This window comes from Deinococcus sp. Arct2-2 (genome assembly GCF_004801315.1).
Classification (GTDB): Bacteria; Deinococcota; Deinococci; order Deinococcales; family Deinococcaceae; genus Deinococcus.
Genome location: NZ_SSNW01000039.1, coordinates 1 through 19056 on the forward strand (window position 1 = coordinate 1; position 19056 = coordinate 19056).

Annotated in this window: 14 protein-coding genes and 1 pseudogene; 4 read left to right on the forward strand and 11 right to left on the reverse strand. The window is 62.2% G+C overall.

Features of this window, described 5'->3' with window-relative positions; translation table 11 throughout:
* Positions 1–409 precede the first annotated feature (409 nt).
* From E7T06_RS15105 to E7T06_RS15125, 5 genes and pseudogenes are all read right to left on the reverse strand, one after another.
* Positions 410–1121: pseudogene (locus E7T06_RS15105) on the reverse strand (IS982 family transposase).
* A 52-nt stretch (positions 1122–1173) separates the two neighbouring features.
* On the reverse strand, positions 1174–1713 hold the full coding sequence (locus E7T06_RS15110) for a hypothetical protein (RefSeq protein WP_136366612.1): 540 nt from the start codon (positions 1711–1713) through the stop codon (positions 1174–1176).
* A gap of 86 nt (positions 1714–1799) precedes the next feature.
* A complete protein-coding gene (locus tag E7T06_RS15115; RefSeq protein ID WP_136366613.1) occupies positions 1800–2894 on the reverse strand; it encodes an N-acetylmuramoyl-L-alanine amidase in 1095 nt (364 codons plus the stop codon).
* 219 nt (positions 2895–3113) lie between these two features.
* Positions 3114–3335 (reverse strand): FAD-dependent oxidoreductase, encoded by a 222-nt coding sequence (locus E7T06_RS22215; protein WP_346763212.1) that lies wholly within the window; start codon positions 3333–3335, stop codon positions 3114–3116.
* A 453-nt stretch (positions 3336–3788) separates the two neighbouring features.
* Positions 3789–4718 carry a LysR family transcriptional regulator gene (locus tag E7T06_RS15125; protein ID WP_136366614.1) on the reverse strand — a complete coding sequence of 310 codons (930 nt, stop codon included), beginning with the start codon at positions 4716–4718 and terminating at the stop codon, positions 3789–3791.
* A 154-nt stretch (positions 4719–4872) separates the two neighbouring features.
* On the opposite strand from E7T06_RS15125, the gene E7T06_RS15130 reads away from it, so the two are divergent.
* On the forward strand, positions 4873–6873 hold the full coding sequence (locus E7T06_RS15130; protein ID WP_205750947.1) for an FAD/NAD(P)-binding protein: 2001 nt from the start codon (positions 4873–4875) through the stop codon (positions 6871–6873).
* A gap of 105 nt (positions 6874–6978) precedes the next feature.
* Here the strand turns inward: E7T06_RS15130 and E7T06_RS15135 are convergent, their stop codons facing one another.
* Entirely contained in the window at positions 6979–7827 is an 849-nt protein-coding gene (locus tag E7T06_RS15135) for a hypothetical protein (RefSeq protein ID WP_136366615.1), read from the reverse strand.
* 824 nt (positions 7828–8651) lie between these two features.
* Between E7T06_RS15135 and E7T06_RS15140 the strand changes: the two genes are divergently transcribed.
* A complete protein-coding gene (locus E7T06_RS15140) occupies positions 8652–9716 on the forward strand; it encodes a hypothetical protein (protein ID WP_136366616.1) in 1065 nt (354 codons plus the stop codon).
* Between the two features lie 193 nt (positions 9717–9909).
* Positions 9910–12129 carry an ATP-binding protein gene (locus tag E7T06_RS15145; protein WP_136366617.1) on the forward strand — a complete coding sequence of 740 codons (2220 nt, stop codon included), beginning with the start codon at positions 9910–9912 and terminating at the stop codon, positions 12127–12129.
* A gap of 72 nt (positions 12130–12201) precedes the next feature.
* On the opposite strand, the gene hutH is transcribed toward E7T06_RS15145, so the two are convergent.
* The 5 genes from hutH to hutU are packed head-to-tail and all read right to left on the reverse strand — an operon-like array spanning position 12202 to position 18207.
* A complete protein-coding gene (hutH, locus tag E7T06_RS15150) occupies positions 12202–13737 on the reverse strand; it encodes a histidine ammonia-lyase (RefSeq protein ID WP_136366618.1) in 1536 nt (511 codons plus the stop codon).
* On the reverse strand, positions 13734–14999 hold the full coding sequence (hutI, locus tag E7T06_RS15155) for an imidazolonepropionase (RefSeq protein WP_240741092.1): 1266 nt from the start codon (positions 14997–14999) through the stop codon (positions 13734–13736). The genes hutH and hutI overlap by 4 nt, the downstream gene beginning before the upstream one ends.
* Positions 14971–15918 (reverse strand): arginase family protein, encoded by a 948-nt coding sequence (locus tag E7T06_RS15160; protein WP_136366620.1) that lies wholly within the window; start codon positions 15916–15918, stop codon positions 14971–14973. The genes hutI and E7T06_RS15160 overlap by 29 nt, the downstream gene beginning before the upstream one ends.
* Entirely contained in the window at positions 15915–16517 is a 603-nt protein-coding gene (locus E7T06_RS15165; protein ID WP_136366621.1) for a hypothetical protein, read from the reverse strand. The genes E7T06_RS15160 and E7T06_RS15165 overlap by 4 nt, the downstream gene beginning before the upstream one ends.
* A gap of 7 nt (positions 16518–16524) precedes the next feature.
* Positions 16525–18207 carry a urocanate hydratase gene (hutU, locus tag E7T06_RS15170; RefSeq protein ID WP_136366622.1) on the reverse strand — a complete coding sequence of 561 codons (1683 nt, stop codon included), beginning with the start codon at positions 18205–18207 and terminating at the stop codon, positions 16525–16527.
* Positions 18208–18281: 74 nt separating this feature from the next.
* Here hutU and E7T06_RS15175 point away from each other — a divergent pair, with 74 nt between their 5' ends.
* Positions 18282–18995 (forward strand): IclR family transcriptional regulator, encoded by a 714-nt coding sequence (locus tag E7T06_RS15175; RefSeq protein WP_136366623.1) that lies wholly within the window; start codon positions 18282–18284, stop codon positions 18993–18995.
* Positions 18996–19056: the final 61 nt, after the last annotated feature.

The window sequence follows — 19056 nt, forward strand, 5'->3', positions numbered from 1 at the left end:
ACAACAACTTCACGCCGCCTGACACGCGATTGCGGTAACCGTGGAAACTCTTGGTAAATGTGCGTAGAGAGAGTCTTTTCCGATGTCCAGACCGAGGGCGAACATAAAAACCTCCTGGAGAAAAGGTGGGGCAGGTCGAACTCTCTCTCGGCACTGGCTCTTCTGGTGCAGGCTTGGTGGCCTTGGATAGCGTTCAGTTTTCGAGAAGAGCGCCCGAGCCGGTCCGGACTATTCGACGGTCTTGCTGGACCTGGGGTTGACGCGGACTTGGCAACTCGGACTGGCCTGGCAGTCTCCATTCTGATCAGGAATGAACCCAGATGTACTACATAAGGGGTTGACAGGGCAGCGGTCAGCCAGTGAGGTCGATGAATTTCAGGTGATGCGCCAGGACGCCTAGAGCGCCCTTCTAGCGCAGACTGAGCGAGGTCTTGACCTGTCCCCAGCGTCATCGTGCACCAACAAGGACGGGGAAGGCGGACTCGATGCACTGCCTCGCGGCCCCATCCTCCGCCTTCCGTCGCGGATCACCCTGCTTGGGAGGCGTCAGGCCCGTTCCTGCCTGATACGCCTGCTCCCCCATCTGTTGTGGCCCACCGTAGGCAGGCCCCTCTCCAGTCATGTGGCACAGCACGCTGAAATCGTGTTCATGTGCGGGACGAAGCTCGTCCTTGACGAGCTTGCCGTTCAGGGCGCTCGGGGCGTGCAGGTTGAAGCCCTCCACCGGACCAGTGGTGCTGAGGGGCGGGACGAGCGCCCTGAAATGTGCACCGAGGAGCGCGCTTGAACGTCGAGACGGGGCGTGGTTCGGAACCGACCACCACGAAGTCCAGATCTCTGGACTTCGGTCGCGCGCCGCTCGACCCCGGGGGTCAGTCGAGCGAGTCGGCTGCGGGCCTGAGGTGCAGCGGGAGAGTGGGGGAAGTGGTTCAGCTTCAGCAACCGCCACCACCGGCTGAAGGACGTCACCGGATGGAGCGTCTGAAGCAGGGCAACAGCCAAGCAGTTCAGCGGCTGACATGTGGGTGCAGCAATTTTGCTGGGATGTGCGGGGCTCTCCACTGGGTGAGGTGGGTCACTGCCGCTGGAAGTGGCCAGAACGTGAGATTGGGACGGCTCATGAGCCCTCTCCCCAGCGCTTTTCTGGCCGCCTCTGTCAACCCCCATTCGCGGTCAGTAGTACAGAATATCCCAGTGATTGGATTCCTTGGCATAAATATTGCCCGCTGCGCTTTTGTACTGAGGCGCTCCGTCGCCGCGCAGGCCGATGTAGGTAAAGTTGCTGGTGACGTAGTTGTTGATGCAGGTCGAGAGGCTGGTATCTATTTTGTAGCCGTTGTAATGGCTGTAGGTGCCGCTCGAATGCCCGACTTCGGTGCCGCCCGTAATGTTCAGGGCGCAGCCTGAGGCCCGTTTCAGCGTCAGAATGCCGTCGATGGTGCCGGAGTAGATTTGCTCCAGCGACGTACAGGTCGAGACACTGCGGGTACTGCAGTTGCCACTGGACACCACCGGAATACCAGCGGCAGTCACGCGGCTGCGGGCGGTGGCGTCGCTCAGCTTGGTGCCGCTCAGGGCGTTTAGGGTGGCGTCTGGATTCAGGGTTGTGGCGGCGGTTTCCTGCGGTAAGGCGGCGTTGGGCGCACCGCAGGAAGACAGAGCGAACAGGCAGGTCAGGGTGAGAACTCCAGCAGACTGATGGGCTAAACGCATGGCAACTCCTTTAAACACATAGAGGACGGGAAAGTCGGACAGGTCTTGAGAATCACTGGCAGAGCCTGCAGCGGTAGATGAGGAGGTCAGCTCACCAGCGCCACCCAGGTATTTGGGCCGACGATCCCGTCTGCCCCCAATCCCTGAGTGCTTTGAAAGCTCTGAACGGCACTCTCTGTCCCCGCGCCGAACACGCCGTCCACGGCCACCGCAGCCCCGCGACTCCGCAGCTGGCTCTGAACGGCCTGCACTGCGTCTCCGGTGTTGCCCTGCCGCACGGTCAGGATCAGCTTTTCCCAGGTGGCCGATCCCACCAGCGTATCCGGCGTCAGGCCCACCGAGGTCTGGAACGCACTCACGAGGCTGCCTGTGCCGCTGCCATAGTTGCCGTCCACACTGCCGCTGTGCCCCCGCGCCCGCAACAGGTATTGCACGCTTTTCACGCGTTCTCCCGTCTGTCCAGTTCGGGTGGTCGGCCAGACCCGCACACTGACGCCCAAGTGGGCGGCCACGTCACGCCGCAGTTGGGGCAGCCTGGCGTACAGCACGTCGCCGGGGCAAGAGGTGTTCAGAAAGTCGCGGTGGCCGTACAGCTCGGTGGCGGGAATGGCGTACTGCTGACACAGCCAGGCACACAGCTGCACCAGAGCGTTGTACTGCGCTGTGGGGGGGGCAACGCTGGTGTAAGTCCCTTCGTTTTCAATGCCGACAGAAACGTCATTGAAGCCCTCGCAGTGCGCCCCGCGCACGTGCTGGGTGCCTGTGCGGGCCGCGTCGATGCTCTGATGACGGCCTTCGAGCATGTATCCGCCCCGGCTGATGGTGAACTGCTGACCCGAATCGATCCAGCCCCGGTCAACATGGCTCTGCTGAATAGAGCGGGCCAGAGCGTACGCCTGTGCCTGAGAAACGTCGCTGACGTTGGCGCTGGCCGTATGGTGCACAATGATCCGCGTGGGCCGGGTCGCCAAGAGGGTGACCGGTTCTCTGGGGGCCTGCGCCTTCCACAGGGCGGTGCTGGCAAGGCTGGGGGAGGCCAAGGCCAGGGTATTCAGGCTGTGGCCGGGAATGTCAGGGTTCAGAACAGCGACTTTGGTCAGACCGCAGCTGGCCAGCAGGATGGGGCCAGCGCAGGCCGCGCCCCAGCGCAACAGATGACGGCGGTTTACGGATGGGTTCATCAAGTCTCCTGAAGTGCCAAACCAGCGTTGTGACGGCAAAGAGGGCCGCTCCCGACACGGATGTGCCGTCCAGGGGGAAGGACCGAAGTTCGGGTTGGAACTTGCACTACCTTAGCGAATGAATCCGGGGAAGACGAGGAAAAATCCGCTTCAGCCTCAACCGCGTCCTTCAGAGAAGTTTTATCTTTTGCCCGGTTGTCCCGTGAGGTGCAGGGTTGTTCAGGTTTCGCTCGGAAGCGCAGCGTACTCGGCTGTGCTCTCGCCGGCGAGCAAGACGTGGGTCTCATTCGTGAACTGGTGCCGCACGCCGGCCACGCTGTTCCCCGTCGACCCGCTGGCTGGGGTCTCAGGCTCAATCACGCTCACCTTCAGACTGCGCTGGGCCAGCCGCCAGGCGCCCGCCGCTCCGACCACCATAATGTCGGCGCTCAGCGGAGCCATTCGAGGTCAGGCGGGAGAACGGGAAAGCCCTCGACGGGGAGAGTGTCTACGTGAGCCGGGCGCTGCTCCACCAATACGCCGCCATCGACCGAGATGAACTGCCCAGCGGTACGTTCTTAGCAGCGAGGAACAAGGCCGCACCCACTTTTCCCAGAGGAGGGTCAATCGTCAGATCAAGCTCTCAGAACTGGCGCTGGTGGTGCGGGTGACGTGCCTTGGAGAGCGTTGTGTGCTCGGGAAGGGCGCCCAAACTGGCCAGATCTGTTGGGCTGGTGGGCCCACAACCGAGCCTGATTTGCTGGTTCGGGCAGCCCTGACTTTCCATGCTGATCAGACAGTGGAAGTCAGGCGTAAGACACGAAAACTGCCTCCCCCTCACCTTCCGGGCGCTACGTCTTCGCACTGCGCCGTTTACGGGGAGTGCAGGTCAGTGCTTCCTTGGGGGACTCCATGTTAATCCTTGTCTTCCCCGCTCTCCTGTTGACTGAGATTCATCATCTTCAAAAATGCCTGAGCCACCGCCGTGAGTGGGCTTCCCCGCCGCCAAGCCAACCCCACTTCCAGCGGCGGCAGATCGTCTTCAAGGGGCCGGGTAGCCAGCCGATCGCCTTCCAGTGTCCAGGGGCGGTAGGCCAGTTCGGGCAGCACGCACACGCCTAAGCCGAGGCCCACCAAACTCCGAATGGCTTCCACCGAGCCGGTTTTGACCCCAATTTCCCGGAAGGCGGCGCGGCGCAGCACCAACGCCGTCGTGTCTTCCAGTTCGTCGCCGCTCAGAATCAGGGCACGTTCAGGGGCAAGGTCGCTGAGGCTCACGCTGCCCTGCCTCAGCAGCGGATGGGCCGCGGGCAGCCACACCCGCCAAGGACTTCGAATCAGGGTGCGGGTATGCAGGGCTTGGGTGTCCAGCGCATGCGCTCCCGGCGGCCCAGCCACGTTCACCACCGCGACATCCAGTTCTCCGCCTATCAAGAGGTGCTGCAAAAATCTGCGGCGGTCTTCCACCACGCGCACGCGCACATCGGGAAACAAGCGCTCAAAGCGGGCCAACTTTTCGGGCAGATAATAGGCGGTGAGCAGGCTGGTCACGCCCAAATTCAGGGTTCCGCGCACGGGTGAAGGCTGGCCCTGCAAGGTCTGTTCGGCCCGGCTGAAGGCCGACAGCGCCTCCTGAGCGTGGCGCAAAAACAGTTGTCCGGCAGGCGTAAGCGTCATCCCGCGTGCGTGGCGCGAAAACAGCGGCCCGCCCACGACTTCTTCCAGTTTCCGCAGCGATTCTGTGACCACCGACTGAGACACGTTCAGTGACGGCAGCGCCCCGGAAATCGACCCGGCCTCAGCCACCGCCATAAAATACCGAAGCTGCTTGACGGTCAGGTGCATCTGGGTGCAGTCTGCCAGAGAAGTGTGCCAAAAAACAGGCGGCTTTGTTGTGGCAGACCTCTATAGGCGGGGCGAACTCAAGCCAGCTAGAGTGAGCTATTACCCGCAATTCAGGCCACCTCTTTGTTCCCTTCCTTTTCATTGGAGACCGCTTATGGATGCTGAGCACCAAGAGAATATGGACACCGCTGCCGATATGAGTGCTGAAGACCGCGCTTTGGGCATGGATCAAGCCATCTCCCGGCGCGACTTTATGAACGGGATGGCTTACACCGCCGCAGCTCTGGCCGCGCAGGGGGCGATGCCTTGGGGCCGTGCGGCAGCGGCCTCATCCACTCCTTATCCTCCGTCCAGCACGGGCCTCACCGGGCAAACCGACAAATCTAACGGCATCATGCACGCCATCCGTGACGGGCTGCTGAAGCCCACTGCTGGGGCCAGCACCGGAGAAACCTTCGACTTGGTGGTGGTGGGCGCAGGCATCAGCGGCTTGGCCGCCGCGCACGAATTTCGCCGCCTGAATCCCGCCGCCCGCATCCTGCTGCTCGATCCCTTGCCCGATGTAGGTGGGCATGCCAGCCGCAACGAATTTCAGGTGGGGGGCCAAACCCTGATCGGCTACGGCGGCTCTCAGTCCCTGCAAACGCCCAGCTACTTCAGTCCAGCAGTGCGCGGCATGCTGGGCAGTGTGGGCATCGAACCCAAAAAGTTTGAAGGTTACTACGACGGCGACTGGTTCGACAAACGCGGCCTCGGCGGGGGCGTCTACTTTTCCAAGGCGGTGTACGGACAGGCTGCTACGGTGCGCGAAACCGATACGGCGGCGGGCTGGGTCAGCAAGACGCCGCTGAACGCGCAGGCCAAGCGTGACCTGATCGAACTGATCGACGCGCCCAAAGATTACTTGAAAGGCCTCAGCACCGCCGAAAAACGGGCGAGGCTCGCCAAGACCACCTACCGCGAATTTCTGCTGAACATCGCAGGGGTTGACCCTCAACTCGTGACCTATTTTCAAGACAGCACCCGTGAGTATTTTGGATCGGGCATAGACGTGGTGGGCGCACTGGACGCGTGGGCCAACGGCAACCCCGGCTTCGACGGCATGAAATTGGGTGATCAACCCGACGCCGCCATGAGTCCGAGTGGCCGCCTGATCGCCACCGATCCAGACGACTACATCTACCATTTCCCCGACGGCAACGCCAGCGTGGCCCGCTTGCTGGTGCGCTCGCTGATTCCGGCGGCGTTGCCCGGCAAAACGATGGAGGACTCGGTGCGGGCGAAACTGAATTATGCCCAACTGGACGTCAAAGGCAAGCCTGTTCGCATTCGCCTGAACAGTACGGCAGTGCGGGTGCGGCATTTGGGCAGCCCCGGTACGGCCAAACAGGTGGAAGTCACTTACGCCGATAGGAGCGGCATGCACAGCGTGGTGGCGGGCCGGGTGGTGCTGGCCTGCTGGCACCGCGTCATTCCGTACCTCACGGCGGAATTGGGAGAAGCCCAAGCCAAGGCCATGCGCGATCAGGTCAAGATTCCGCTGGTGTACACCAACGTGGTGCTCCGCAACTTCGAGGCGTTCAGCCGCCTGAAACTGTCGGCTGTCACCTCGCCGGGGCACTTCTGGATCGGGGCCGATATAGATTTCCCAGTCAGCATGGGCGGCTATTCCTTTGCCCAACAAGCGTCCGATCCAGTCATTTTGCACCTGCGCCGTATTCCCGGTGGCAAGCTGGGCGACGAGGCCAGAGAGCAGTTCAATACCGGACGCGGCGAACTGACCCGCCTCACGTTTGCCGATTACGAGCGCCAAACCCGCAATCTGCTGGGTGGTGCGCTGGGCGGCGCGGGCTTCGATCCGGCCCGTGATATCGCCGCCATTACGGTGAACCGTTGGGCACACGGTTATGCCTACGAATACATGCGCCCAGACGATGCGTTTTGGCCGGGTGGCCCGCTGCCGATTGCCACTGCCCGCCGGGGGTGGGGCCGCATTGCCATTGCCAACAGCGATTCTGGCGCGTATGCCTACGCCCACAGCGCCATCGATCAGGGCGTCCGGGCCGCGCGGGAACTGCTGGGCGTGACGGCTGGCCCCGCCATCAGCGACTTTCCGGGGCCGCCCCGCAGCAAGTTGGATTTCTTCAAACGCTAAGCCTTAGCATTTTTATCGGGGAATAACAAATAATGAAGCAGGAAGATATACCGGCTTGTGGAAGGCGAGGTTAATCTACAACCTGCCTCTGCCCAAGCACCCGCTCTACTCCTGACTTTCCAAACTCAGCGCCGCTACCACGGCGCGGGCGTCTTCAAAAGCCCGGTCATCAATGAATCCGGCCTGCATGGACGTCAGTTGCTGTCCGTTGGCGTGCAGTCCAGCAAGGCGCAGGGTGGCGGGCGGGACTAAATCGGTGTTGGCATCTTTGCTGGCTTGCCAGAGCGCTTGCCGAAACGCCTGATCGGTGGCATAGGGCAAGACTTTGCCGCTGGCATACAGTGGGCCACCTTGGGGTTTGGCCAAGCGTTCGAGGGCTTGCCGTACAACATCAGGCAGGGGAGAAGCCGTGCGGCGGCGCAGCAACTGGTTGCGCGGGAAATCAATGTGTTCCCATTCCAACGCCAGCAGTTCACCTGTACTGAACGCCAAATGATGAATCAGCATCAGCGCTCCGTGTAAAAAGGGATCAGGCTGCGCTTGCAGGTGCAGGCGGCGCAAGGTATCGGGGTGCGGCAACCGCTTGGTCTGCACCACTGTGGGACGCGGAAGCCCTTGCAACGGCTGCTGCTGAATCAGGCCTTCTTCTTGCAGGAGGCGGTAGAGCCGGGTCAGCAGGGTAGCGCGGGCATGAACCGTATTGGGTTGGGCCTGCTTTTCAGGGTGCCGCGTGCGCCGAAGCGGTTCCTGCACCCACGTCTGAAAATCGGCGGGTGGGTGCAGCAAATCCAGTTTGTCTTTCTGCGCCTGCTCGAATACGAATTTGAGGTGTGCCCGCAGCACATGTTTAGGCTGACTCGGAGAAAGATCAGGCAGCAGGGCAATCAAATGATCGAGATCGTACTTCCGCAGCGCAAGCGTCAACTTCTGGGCGTGTTCGTCGGCGGGATGCATAGCAGCAGTGTAAATTATGCGGGAATAAATGTGTTGAAGATGAAGAGTAAGGTTCAGGGTCGGGAGTGTAAAACTGAGTTCTGTATTTGCGTCAGAGCCTTTGGTGTTTACTCAGAGACCAACTGACGAGGAACCTGTGGAGTGCTTAGGCCTGTGCATCAGCTGAGCAGATCAATGCAGCAATGTTGCGCCGAAGCAGTGTGAGAGCAGTACGGGATTGAAAAGAGTTCCGAGCGTCTATTGTTGCTCTGGCCACTTGTGAAGCTATAGATCTGGGAGGGGCGCTTAAATTAGGGTGAGAGGGCAATTTTACGGCGCATTCGCCTGATGCAAGTGCTTCACTTCGAGTTTGTAAAAGGCAGTTAAAGCTAAGAGTGAAGGCAATCAAGAGAAGGGAGGGAGCAAAGAAACCTATTTTCTTGTTATTCCCAGATAAAAATACCAGTCATGCCAAATTCACACTCTCAACGCTTTACGCCCCCTTTTCGCACTAATCCGACTTAGTTTGAAAATTACGAGCATTTCCAAGACAGTTGAAATAACGCGCCCTGCTCTCGATCTCCCGCTTCCTTAGTCCTTTCCCCCTCAATATCCGCCGCAGGGGCCTTCTCGGCCTTCCTGTGAGGCTGGGTCTTTTTAGGCGTCCCAGTCACACTTTGAAGCTCTTACAATATTTTGAGCGTTTTTATGTTCACCACGCGCTCTCTACTCACCGGTGACGGCACCCACTCCAAATCCTTTTGACGTTAATCGCAATCGCCCTGCAGCCGCGTCACCCCTCACCCGACACGGCGTCTGGCATGTACTGTAGAGGGGTGATCTACATGCTCACCACGCTGCACCATCTGTGTCTGGAAGACTTCTTGGCGACGCGTGGAGCAGCATTCGCGCCGCGATTGATCCCTTTGCCGTATGACACGGCGTTTGCGCTCAAAAAATTGCCGCAAGGCACTTACATTTTTGCTGACCTGGAGCGGCTGTCTTGTGCTGAATTGAGCCGGGCCGCGTGGCTGTGGCAGCAATTGGCCCTGCGCGGCAATGAGATCAAGTTGCTGAATCATCCCACGCGGGTCAAGCAGCGGTTTGAATTACTGCGGGCCTTACGCGCTCAGGGCCACAACGATTTTGATGTCTACCGACTTGATGAACACCGCGTGCCTGTGCGCTTCCCCGTGTTTGTGCGGAGCGAGCATCAGCACAATGCAGTGGTCTCTGGCCTGATTCCAGACGCCGCCGCCCTAGAAGCCTTCTTGCAGCAGTGGCGCGAAGGCGGCCAAAGCGTAGGCGACAGCATCATCACCGAGTTTTGTGGCGAGGCCGATGAGCGCGGCCTGTACCGCCGTTACGCTGCCTTCAAGGTAGGCGAGCGAATTATTCCCACCGACATCTTTTTCGGATATGGCTGGGAGGTACGCGGCATGGCCCGCACGTTCGTCGTGGATGAACACACCCTCGCCGCCGAAACGGCCTACCTGCACGGCAACCCGCATGAGACCCAGTTGCGCGAAGTCTTTGCCACCGCGCAGATTGACTATGGCCGCGTGGACTACGGCATCGTGAATGGGCGCATTCAGGTCTACGAAATCAATACCAATCCTTATATCGCCGCCAGCCCGCTCGGAGGTAATCAGCGGGCCGACATCTACGAACATTTTTCGCGCCACTTTCTGGCCGCACTAGAGGCGCTAGACAGCCCAAGCCACCCGGCGCTGTTGCCTCTTCAAACTCGGCCCGTAGCAGGCCAGCAGTGGCAATGGGTCAAACAAACCCTCTACAGCGCCCTCTGGAAGAGCGGCCCCAGCCACCACTACGCCCAGCGCCTGCGCCAAATCAGGGAATTGTCCTCGTGGGGCAGGAAGGCGATCCCACGAAACGCCAAAAAAGCTTGAAACACGGCGAAGGTGTGAGCACCCCCCATCAAAAGCCTCACTTCAACGATCCAGAAGGTAAACGTCAGGCCGTCATATCTCTGTAGGCCCGCGCTTGCTAGGGTATGGGGGTGTGGTTGAGATCAAAGCGTTCAGTGTTGACCTGTCTCCCCTTGCAAAGAGGGAGAACCCTGTGTGTTCGGCTGGTTAACCAATGAACAGCTGGGCCGCAGAACAGGCTGAATTAGAAGCGCGGGTGGTGGCCCGCACCCGTGAACTGGAAGAACGCAGCGCCGCACTCGACGCGTTCGTGGCCTTTACCGAAGCGGTAGGCACCGAAACCGACGTGCTGGTGCTGGCGCGTCAGGCGATAGATGTGGTGCGGGCGGCCCTGAGCGGGGTCAGCGTCGCGTATTTTGAACGCAGCGGCCCCCTCTGGAAGGCCCGCGCGTGGTCAAGCGACGTGACACCCGAAGTCATTGCCAGCCTTCTGGCGGGCATTCCGGTAGACGCGCCCACTTCTGCCGAGGCGCTGGCCACCCGTGCGCCCGTCTTCGTGAACGGCTGGAACGCAGCGCTGGAAGGGGCCGAAACCACACAGGATTACGGAGCCGCCGTGTTCTTCCCGTATTTTCTGGAAGACCAACCCCACAGTTTGCTGGCGGCAGGCACGCAACAGGCCCATACATGGACGGATCAGGAGCAGGCCGTTATTCGGGCAGTGGGCCGGGGACTGGGACTGGCGCTGGAGCGGGCGGCGCAGGCCAGCCAACTGGAGCGGCAAAACGCCGAGCTGGACGCCCGCAGCCGTGCCCTTGAAGGGTTTGCCCACCTGACCCGCGACCTGAGCATCGAAACCGACCCCTACACCCTGATCAAGCGCGGGCAAGAAGTGGTGATGTCGCTGCTCCCAGACGGGTACGCCCTGTACTACGAGCGGGCGCAGGGGCTGTGGCGCAACCAAGTGCAGACCGGGCAGTTGGGCAATGACGAGCTGCAAGCCGTGATAGACGCAGGATTTCCATACACCGTGCCGCAAAGTCTGGTGATCCCTTGGGTGACCGGACAGCCCTTGTATCAGGATCAGTACGCGCAGGGCAGCGATACTCCGCCCGAGCTGGTGCAGCACGTCAGCACGGCGGCCAGTTTGCCCGTCTATGTCAACGGTTCGGCCACCGGAATCATCTGCTTCGTCTTGTTCGGGCAGCGCACTTGGACGAGTACAGACCGCGTAGTCATGGAAACAGTGGTGCATCATTTGGGGCTGGCACTGGAGCGGGCCGGAGTGGTGGCGCAGTTGGAACACCGCACCGAGGAACTGGCCCGCGAGCGCACGTTTTTGCGTGCCGTGCTGGGCAGCCTCAGTGAGGGCATCGTGGCCTGCGATCCCGAGGGCCGCCTGACCCTGTTCAACGACGCGACCCGCACTTTTCACGGCATGGACGCCTCACCGCTGCCCGCAGAAGACTGGGCCGAACACTACGACCTGTACGAAGGCGACGGCGTGACGCCGCTACTCACCCAGCATGTGCCCCTCTTCCGCGCTCTCAGCGGCGAGCGCATACAGGGAGCCGAGATGGTGATTCGGCCCAAAGGACAGGCGGCCCGCCGGATCGTCGCCAGCGGTCAGGCCATTTTTAGCGAAAACGGCAATCCACTGGGGGCTGTCGTCGCCATGCATGACGTGACCCAGCGCAAGGAAGCCGAAGAAAGCGTGTTGCGGGCCAACGAGGAATTGCGGCGCAGCAACGCTGAACTTGAGCAGTTCGCCTACATCGCCTCGCATGACCTTCAGGCTCCTATTCGGGCGGTGACCAGTTTTGCGGGCATGATCGCCCGGCGGTACGGCGACGTGCTGGACGAACGCGGCCAGCTGTATCTGCGCCAGATCGTCGACAGCGGCGAGCACATGAAACGCTTGGTGGACGATCTGCTGACCTTTTCGCGCATCCACACCGAGCAGCGCCAGCAAACGCCAGTCGACAGTCAGGGTGTGTTTGACGAAGTGACGCGGCGACTGCAAATCGAAAATGAGGCCGGGGCAGAAGTTCGGGCCGAGGGACTGCCCACCGTTCGGGCAGACCGTCAGCAACTCGACCAACTGCTGCAAAATCTGATTTCCAACGGCCTGAAGTACCGCCGGGAAGGCGTAGTGGCACAGGTGCGGGTTTCAGCCGAGCGCGACGGCCCGGTGTGGCGCTTTGCCGTAACAGACAACGGCATCGGCATCGAGCCGCAATATTTTGGGCGTATTTTTGAAATCTTTCAGCGGTTGCATAGCCGCGAAACCTATGACGGCACCGGCATCGGGCTGGCCGTCTGCAAGAAGATCGTGGAGCGGCACGGCGGGCAAGTGTGGCTGGAGAGCGTTGTCGGAGCGGGCACCACCTTCTTTTTCACTCTGCCAGCGGCGGAGATTGGGCCGCAACTTTAGAGGGATTGGCTGCCGCTTATGCGTGTGCGGGATGAGCTTTGTGCTCCTTGACGGCACCTTGAATTACGTAATTCAGGCAGAGGAGTCAGTTACAGCAGAAGCTACCGCCGCTCTCAACACGTCACCACTTCTTACCGCTTTCAGTAGGGCGTCCAGCTCCGGCTTGTAATAGCGGTCTGCGTCAAGCGGCGCAACTTCTTGCCGGATGCGGGCGTAGGCGGCCCCGACGCCCACACCGGGGGCCAGCGGCTTGAATTTCATGGCCTGCATCTCTAGCGCCTGCGCCCCGCACAGCAGTTCGATGCTGATGACGGTAAACGAGTTGTCCAGCACGTCGCGCAGCTTGCGGCAGGCGTGCGCCCCCATGCTGACGTGGTCCTCTTGGTTGGCACTGGTGGGAATGCTGTCCACGCTGGCCGGGTGGCTCAGCACCTTGTTTTCGCTGACCAAAGCAGCGGCGGTGTACTGCGCGATCATCAGACCGCTGCTGAGGCCCGGTTGCGGCGTCAGGAATCCGGGCAACTCCGACAGGGCCGGGTTGAGGAGTTGCTCGCAGCGGCGTTCGGAGACAGAGGCGAGTTCGGCCACCGCCACCGTGAGTGCGTCGGCGGTCAGGGCCAGCGGTTGCCCGTGAAAGTTGCCGCCGCTGATGACTTCCTCCGTCTCTGGCAACACCAACGGATTGTCAGTCACAGAGGCGAATTCGACGGCCAGCACGCGCCCGGCATGATGGAGTACGTCTTGCGTGGCCCCGTGAACTTGCGGCACGGCCCGCAGGCTGTAGGCATCTTGCACACGCCCGCAGTCGGCATGCGATGGGGCGATGGCACTGTTTCGCAGATGTGCCCGGACTTCGGCGGCCACTTCCAACGCACCGGGATGGGGCCGCAGCCGCACCACATCGTCGCGGAAGGGCTGATGGCTGCCGCGCATGGCTTCGATGGTCATGGCGGCGGCGAGGTTGGCGGTTCGCAGCAGGGTTTGGGCATCCAGCACGCTCAAAGCCAGCAGACTGCCCATCAGTTGCGTGCCGTTGATCAGGGCGAGGCCTTCTTTGGCCTGCAAGGTCAGCGGCGTGAGCTTGAGTTCGGCCAGCACAGCGGCGGCGGGGCGCACCTGTCCGGCGTAGTCCAGTTCTCCAAGTCCAATGAGCGCCAATGCCAAATGGGCCAGCGGCGCGAGATCGCCCGACGCGCCCACCGAACCCTGCGCCGGAATGACCGGATGCGCTCCGGCGTTCAGCAGCGCCAACAACAGATTCACCACGTCTTCGCGCACGCCCGAATGCCCCAGCGCCAGCGATTGCGCCCGCAGCAGCAGCATCCCGCGCACCACTTCGGTGGGCAGCGGCGCACCCATGCCAATAGCGTGTGACACGATCAGGTTGTGCTGAAGCTGTTCGAGTTGACCCCGGTCTATGCTGATGGTAGCAAACTTTCCGAAGCCCGTATTGACGCCGTAGACTGCTTCGTTGCCGTCCACGATGCGCTCAATGACGGCGCGGGCGCGGCGGATGCGGGTCAGCGCGGCGGGGGCCAGCGTGACAGATTCGCGGCCCCGCACCACGCGCTCGAAGTCGGATAAGGTCAGGGTGGAATCCAAAATCATAAGGCTTGCTCCTGTACTTCCTGCTGTGGTTGTTCCCGTCGGGCCACGAACACCGAACGCACTGGGTTCGCACCTAAGGTGTAGGTGAGGTCGCGCCAATCGGCGGAATGCAGCGCGAGAAAGTCGGCCCGTTGACCGGGAGAGAGTGCGCCGCGATCTTCTAGGCCCAGCGCGGCGGCAGCATTGACAGTGGCGGCGGTTAGGGCCTCGGCGGGTGTCAGGCGGTTCAGGCGCACGCTCAACGCGAGGGCCAGTTGTGCGCTGTACAGCGGCGAACTGCCGGGGTTCAGGTCAGTGCCGATGGAGACGCACGCGCCCGCGTCAATCAGTTGGCGGGCGGGGGCGGCGAGCAAGCCCAAGTGCAGAGTGACGCCGGGAAGAATGGTGGCGACGGTTTGACTTCGGCCCAGCGCGGCAATCTGCGCCTCTGTGCTGGCTTCCAAATGATCGACGCTGAGTGCCCCGAGTTCGCAGGCCAGTTCCGTACCGCCAATGGCGTGAAATTGATCGGCATGCAGTTTGATGTTGAGGCCAGCCAGACGCGCCGCCGCGAAAAACTGGCGGGTTTCGTCTACGGTAAACGCCTCGCGCTCGCAAAACACGTCTACGGCAGTCGCTAGCTTTTCGTTTGCTACGCGGGGAATCAGGCTCTGACACACAGCCTGCACGTACTCGGCGCGGCCCTTTGCGGGCGGCACATGCAGCAGCAGCGTCGGCAAAAGCGTTGCTGCCGTCCGCGTTTGCAGCAAGCGCACCGCTTCCAACATCCGAATCTCGGCGTCGAAATCTAGGCCGTAGCCGCTTTTGAGTTCGATGGTGGTTGCGCCCGAATGGAGTAATGCCTGTATTCGGGGCAGGGCCAGCGCCACCAAGTCAGACACAGTGGCGGCGGCAGTGGACCGCATGGTGGAGCGGATGCCGCCGCCCTGCGCCAGAATCGTTTCGTAGGGGACGCCCTGCACGCGGGCTTCGAAGTCGGTGAGGCGGTCTCCGGCCCAGACCGCGTGAGTGTGCGGATCGGTCAGGGCAGGCGTGACGGCCACACCACCGAGATCATGGATTTGATCGGCTGGGGGCGCGTCCTTCTGTGAACCAATCCAAGCGATCAGGCCGTGTTCGACAAGCATTGCCGCGCCTGAAATCAGCGTGAGGTCTCGCATGGCCGCGCCGCGCTGGGGGCCAACTCCGGGCGTGACCAACTGGGCTATTCCCGTAAACAGGGTGCGCTCTCCCCTATTCCCGTGCATCAAAGACCTCTGCATCAAAGACCTCGGCCAGCGTTTCCATGATCAGGCGGGCGGCCAGCAGTTCGCTGCGTCCAGTCGGGTCAAGGTTGGGGGCCAGTTCCACCACGTCCAGCGCCACCACCCCATGACGGCGCACGATTTCGCGGATCAGGCGCATGGCGAGGGCATAGGTGAAGCCGTCGGGTTCGGGGCTGCTCGTTCCGGGCAATACGGCGGGATCGAAGGCGTCGACATCGATGCTGAGGTAGACCGGGCGGTGGGCGGGCAAGGCGCTGAGAATGTCCTGAAAGTGTGCTTCGACTTGCTCCATCGGCACCAGCGTATGCCCCCGCGCCCGCGCCGCCGCCACTGCTTCGGCGTCGAATCTCAGCCCGCGCAGGCCAAACGTGGTGATATGCACCAGATTGGGCAGGTCTCCTACGGCCCGCCGAAAGGGGCTGGAATTGCTGTAGCGCGTGTCGTTGCGAGTATCGGTGAAGTCGAGGTGGGCGTCGAGTTGGATGACGTGCAGTTCAGGGATGTCACGGAAGGCGCGGAGGAGTGGGTAAGTGACGCTGTGATCTCCGCCTAAAAAGATGGGCATGCGGCAACGTTCTTTGATCAGACGCGCCGCCGCCGTGATGCGCCCTCTCGCCAATTCGGGTTCCAGACTGGGTAAAACCACGTCGCCCGCATCTACCATCAGCGGGTCTGGATACTGGGCGGGGTCAAGGCGCACCCGTCCGTCTAGGCCCGAAAACGGCGGCACATAGCGTAGGCTGGCGTCCCGCAGGGCACGCGGGGCGAAGCGTGCGCCGGGGCGAAAGCCGAGGGCGATGTCGGAGGGAATGCCCAGCACGGCGGCGAAGGCCCGCCAGTCGCTTCCGGGATGGACGATAGGGGCGCGGGCGAAGGTGGCGATGCCGCCGTAAGGGAGGTGGGAGGGTTCAGTCATCGGCAAAACCGTTCGTCTTCGGCGGGTGCTGCGGGCAGAACAAATGTGCCAGCGGGCCGAAGCTGAGGCAGACTAAAACGCTGCACGGTCACGGCAGCTTCATCAAAGGACAGCGGCGAGACGCAGGCGAAATTTCCCGTAGTGTCCAGAGCGCCGATGCTGTCTAGCACGCGAGTTCGCACCTTGCCATTGGTGTTCCAGAGGCGCAGGGTATTCACGCCGCCGCCGAGGAGATACTGGCCGTCTGGCGTCCAGTTCAGGATATTCACGTCGCTGTCGGGCAGCGGCAGGATCTGCCCGCCGGGTTTGACCAGATACACCACCGTCACGTTGTCTTTGGCAAACACCGCGTCTTTGAGGAAGATCACGGCCACGAACCGCCCATCGGGGGAGGCGGCTTTGCGTTCAAACTGCCAAGTGATCCAGCCGCTATCCGGGTGGGGTGTGGCAGCGGGGGCCGTCACCATGACGTTTTGACCGCTCCCCAGCGTCACGGTGTAGGTTTGGGGCGCAGGGGGCGAACTGTCTTGGGCCTGAGCAGAGGTCGCCAAAGCCAAAACGCCGATGAACATGTGAAACACATGGGTTATCTGCATCATCTTCTCCCTACTTGTCCTGAATGCCGAGGCTCGGCAAATCCAGCCCGCGCTCCCGTGCCACGTCCCGCGCCAGTTCGTAGCCCGCGTCGGCGTGGCGAATCACGCCCATCGCGGGGTCGTTGGTCAGGCAGCGCGAGAGTCGCCACGCGGCTTCCTCGGAACCGTCGGCCACTGCCACGAGGCCCGAATGCTGGCTGTAGCCCATGCCCACGCCGCCGCCGTGATGAAAACTCATCCAGCCCGCGCCCGAGGCAACTCCGGTGGCAAAGTTCAGCAAAGGCCAGTCGGACACGGCGTCGGAGCCGTCCAGCATGGCCTCAGTTTCGCGGTACGGGCTGGCGACACTACCGGCGTCCAGGTGATCGCGGCCAATGACGATGGGCGCACTGAGCCGGCCATCAGCCACCATTTCATTGAAGAGTTTGGCGGCCAGATCGCGCTCGCGGTAGCCCAGCCAGCAGATGCGGGCGGGCAATCCCTGAAAAGCGATCTGATCGGCGGCGTAGGTCAGCCACGCTTGCAATCGGGCATCGTTCGGAAAGAGTTCCAGCAGTGCCTTGTCGGTGGCGTAAATATCGGCTGGCTCGCCGCTGAGGGCCACCCAGCGGAACGGGCCGCGCCCCTCGCAAAAGCTGTCGCGGATAAAGGCGGGCACGAAGCCGGGATAGGAGAAGGCGTCGTCCACGCCGCCCAGTCGGGCCTGTTCACGCAGGTTGTTGCCGTAGTCGAAGGCCACCGCGCCGCGCCGCTGGAGTTCGATGATGGCCCGGACATGCTCGGCCATCGCTGCACGCGCCCGCCGCAAATACTCGTCGGGCTGGCTGCGGCGCAGTTCGTTCACGTCCTCGTCGGCCTCGGCTTTGGGCAAGTACCCCCACATCGGATCGTGGGCGCTGGTCTGGTCGGTGATCAGGTCGGGGGTGAAGTTCCGACGCACCAATTCCGGCACGAGATCGGCAGCGTTGCCCAGTAAGCCGATGCTCAGCGCCCGGCCTTCCGCTTTGGCGGCTTCGGCCAGTGCCAACGCCTCATCCAAGGTGGCCGCCACCGTATCCAGATACCGGGTGTCCAATCGTTTTTGAATGCGAGTGCCGTCTATGTCGATACAAATGCACACGCCGCCCGCCAGCTTGACCGCGAGGGGCTGCGCTCCACCCATGCCGCCGAGGCCCGCTGTGACGGTAATCGTGCCCTTCAGCGTGCCACCGAAATGCTTGGCCGCCGCGCCCGCGAAGGTTTCATACGTGCCCTGCAAAATGCCCTGCGTGCCGATGTAAATCCACGATCCGGCGGTCATCTGGCCGTACATCATCAGCCCGGCCTGATCCAGTTTGTCGAAGGTTTCCCAGTTGGCCCAGTGCGGCACGAGGTTGGAATTGGCGATCAGGACGCGGGGCGCGAGGGTATGCGTGTTCAGCACGGCCACCGGCTTGCCCGATTGCACCAGCAACGTCTGGTCGTTCTCCAGCCTGTCCAGCACCTCCACGATCTTGTGAAAGCTGGGCCAGTCCCGGGCCGCCTTGCCGCGCCCGCCGTACACGATCAGGTCTTCGGGGTGCTCAGCCACGTCTGGGTCGAGGTTGTTCATCAACATGCGCTTGGCGGCTTCCTGAATCCAGCCTTTGGCGGTGCGGACGGGGCCACGTGCGGCGCGGACGACAGGGGCCACTGGAACAGGTTCGGCGGTCATGCCTCCAGTGTTCGGCCTGACCGGGCTGCCGCTCAAGGGGCGCGTCCAACCATATTGCGCGGTAAGCTTGGCCCATGTCACCCTCTCTGGATAAAGCCGCTGCCGTGTTGCGGGCCTTTACGGTGCATCAGCCGGAATGGGGGTCACGCCCGTTGGCGGTTCAGTTGGGCTGGCCGCGCTCTACAGCGCAGTTTTATCTATCTGGGCTGGCCGGGGCGGGCTTTTTGCGGCGCGTTCCGGGCGGGCGCTACCGCCTCAGTTGGCAGTTGGCCGAATTCGGGGCGCTGCTGACTGACGCTCTGCCTTGGTTTTCCCGCGCCCGCAGCGCACTGGCAGACTTGGCGCAGGCCACGCGGGGGCTAGGATTCCTGTGTGTGTTGGAAGAGGGCCGGGTGGTGTGCATTCACCGCGCTTTGGGTGATCCCGAAGCCCACCACACCGCCGTGCAAACTGATGTGACCTTGCCCGCCAACGCCACCGCTGCCGGAAAAATCTTGTATGCCTACAGCGGTTCGGGTCAGCCAACGTTCGAACTTTTTACCCCCAGCACCATCACCACGCCCGACGAATGGGCGGGCGAACTGGAGCGCGTTCGGGCCGACGCCTGCGCCCACTCCATCGAAGAGTGGATTCCGGGCCACTGCGCGGTGGGCGTGCCGCTGTGGTGGGAAGGCGAAATGGTGGCGGCGTTTGGCGTCCAGTTGCCGTCCAGCCGCTATCTGGCGCGTGAACGGCACGTGTTGGCCCGCGTGCGGCAAGCGGCGCAGCCTTGGGCGGGGGCAAATTAGCCGGAAGCCTTTGAGCTGGAAGCTGCCGCCGCGCCCCGCTGTGTCTCCACTTGTTGTGCCT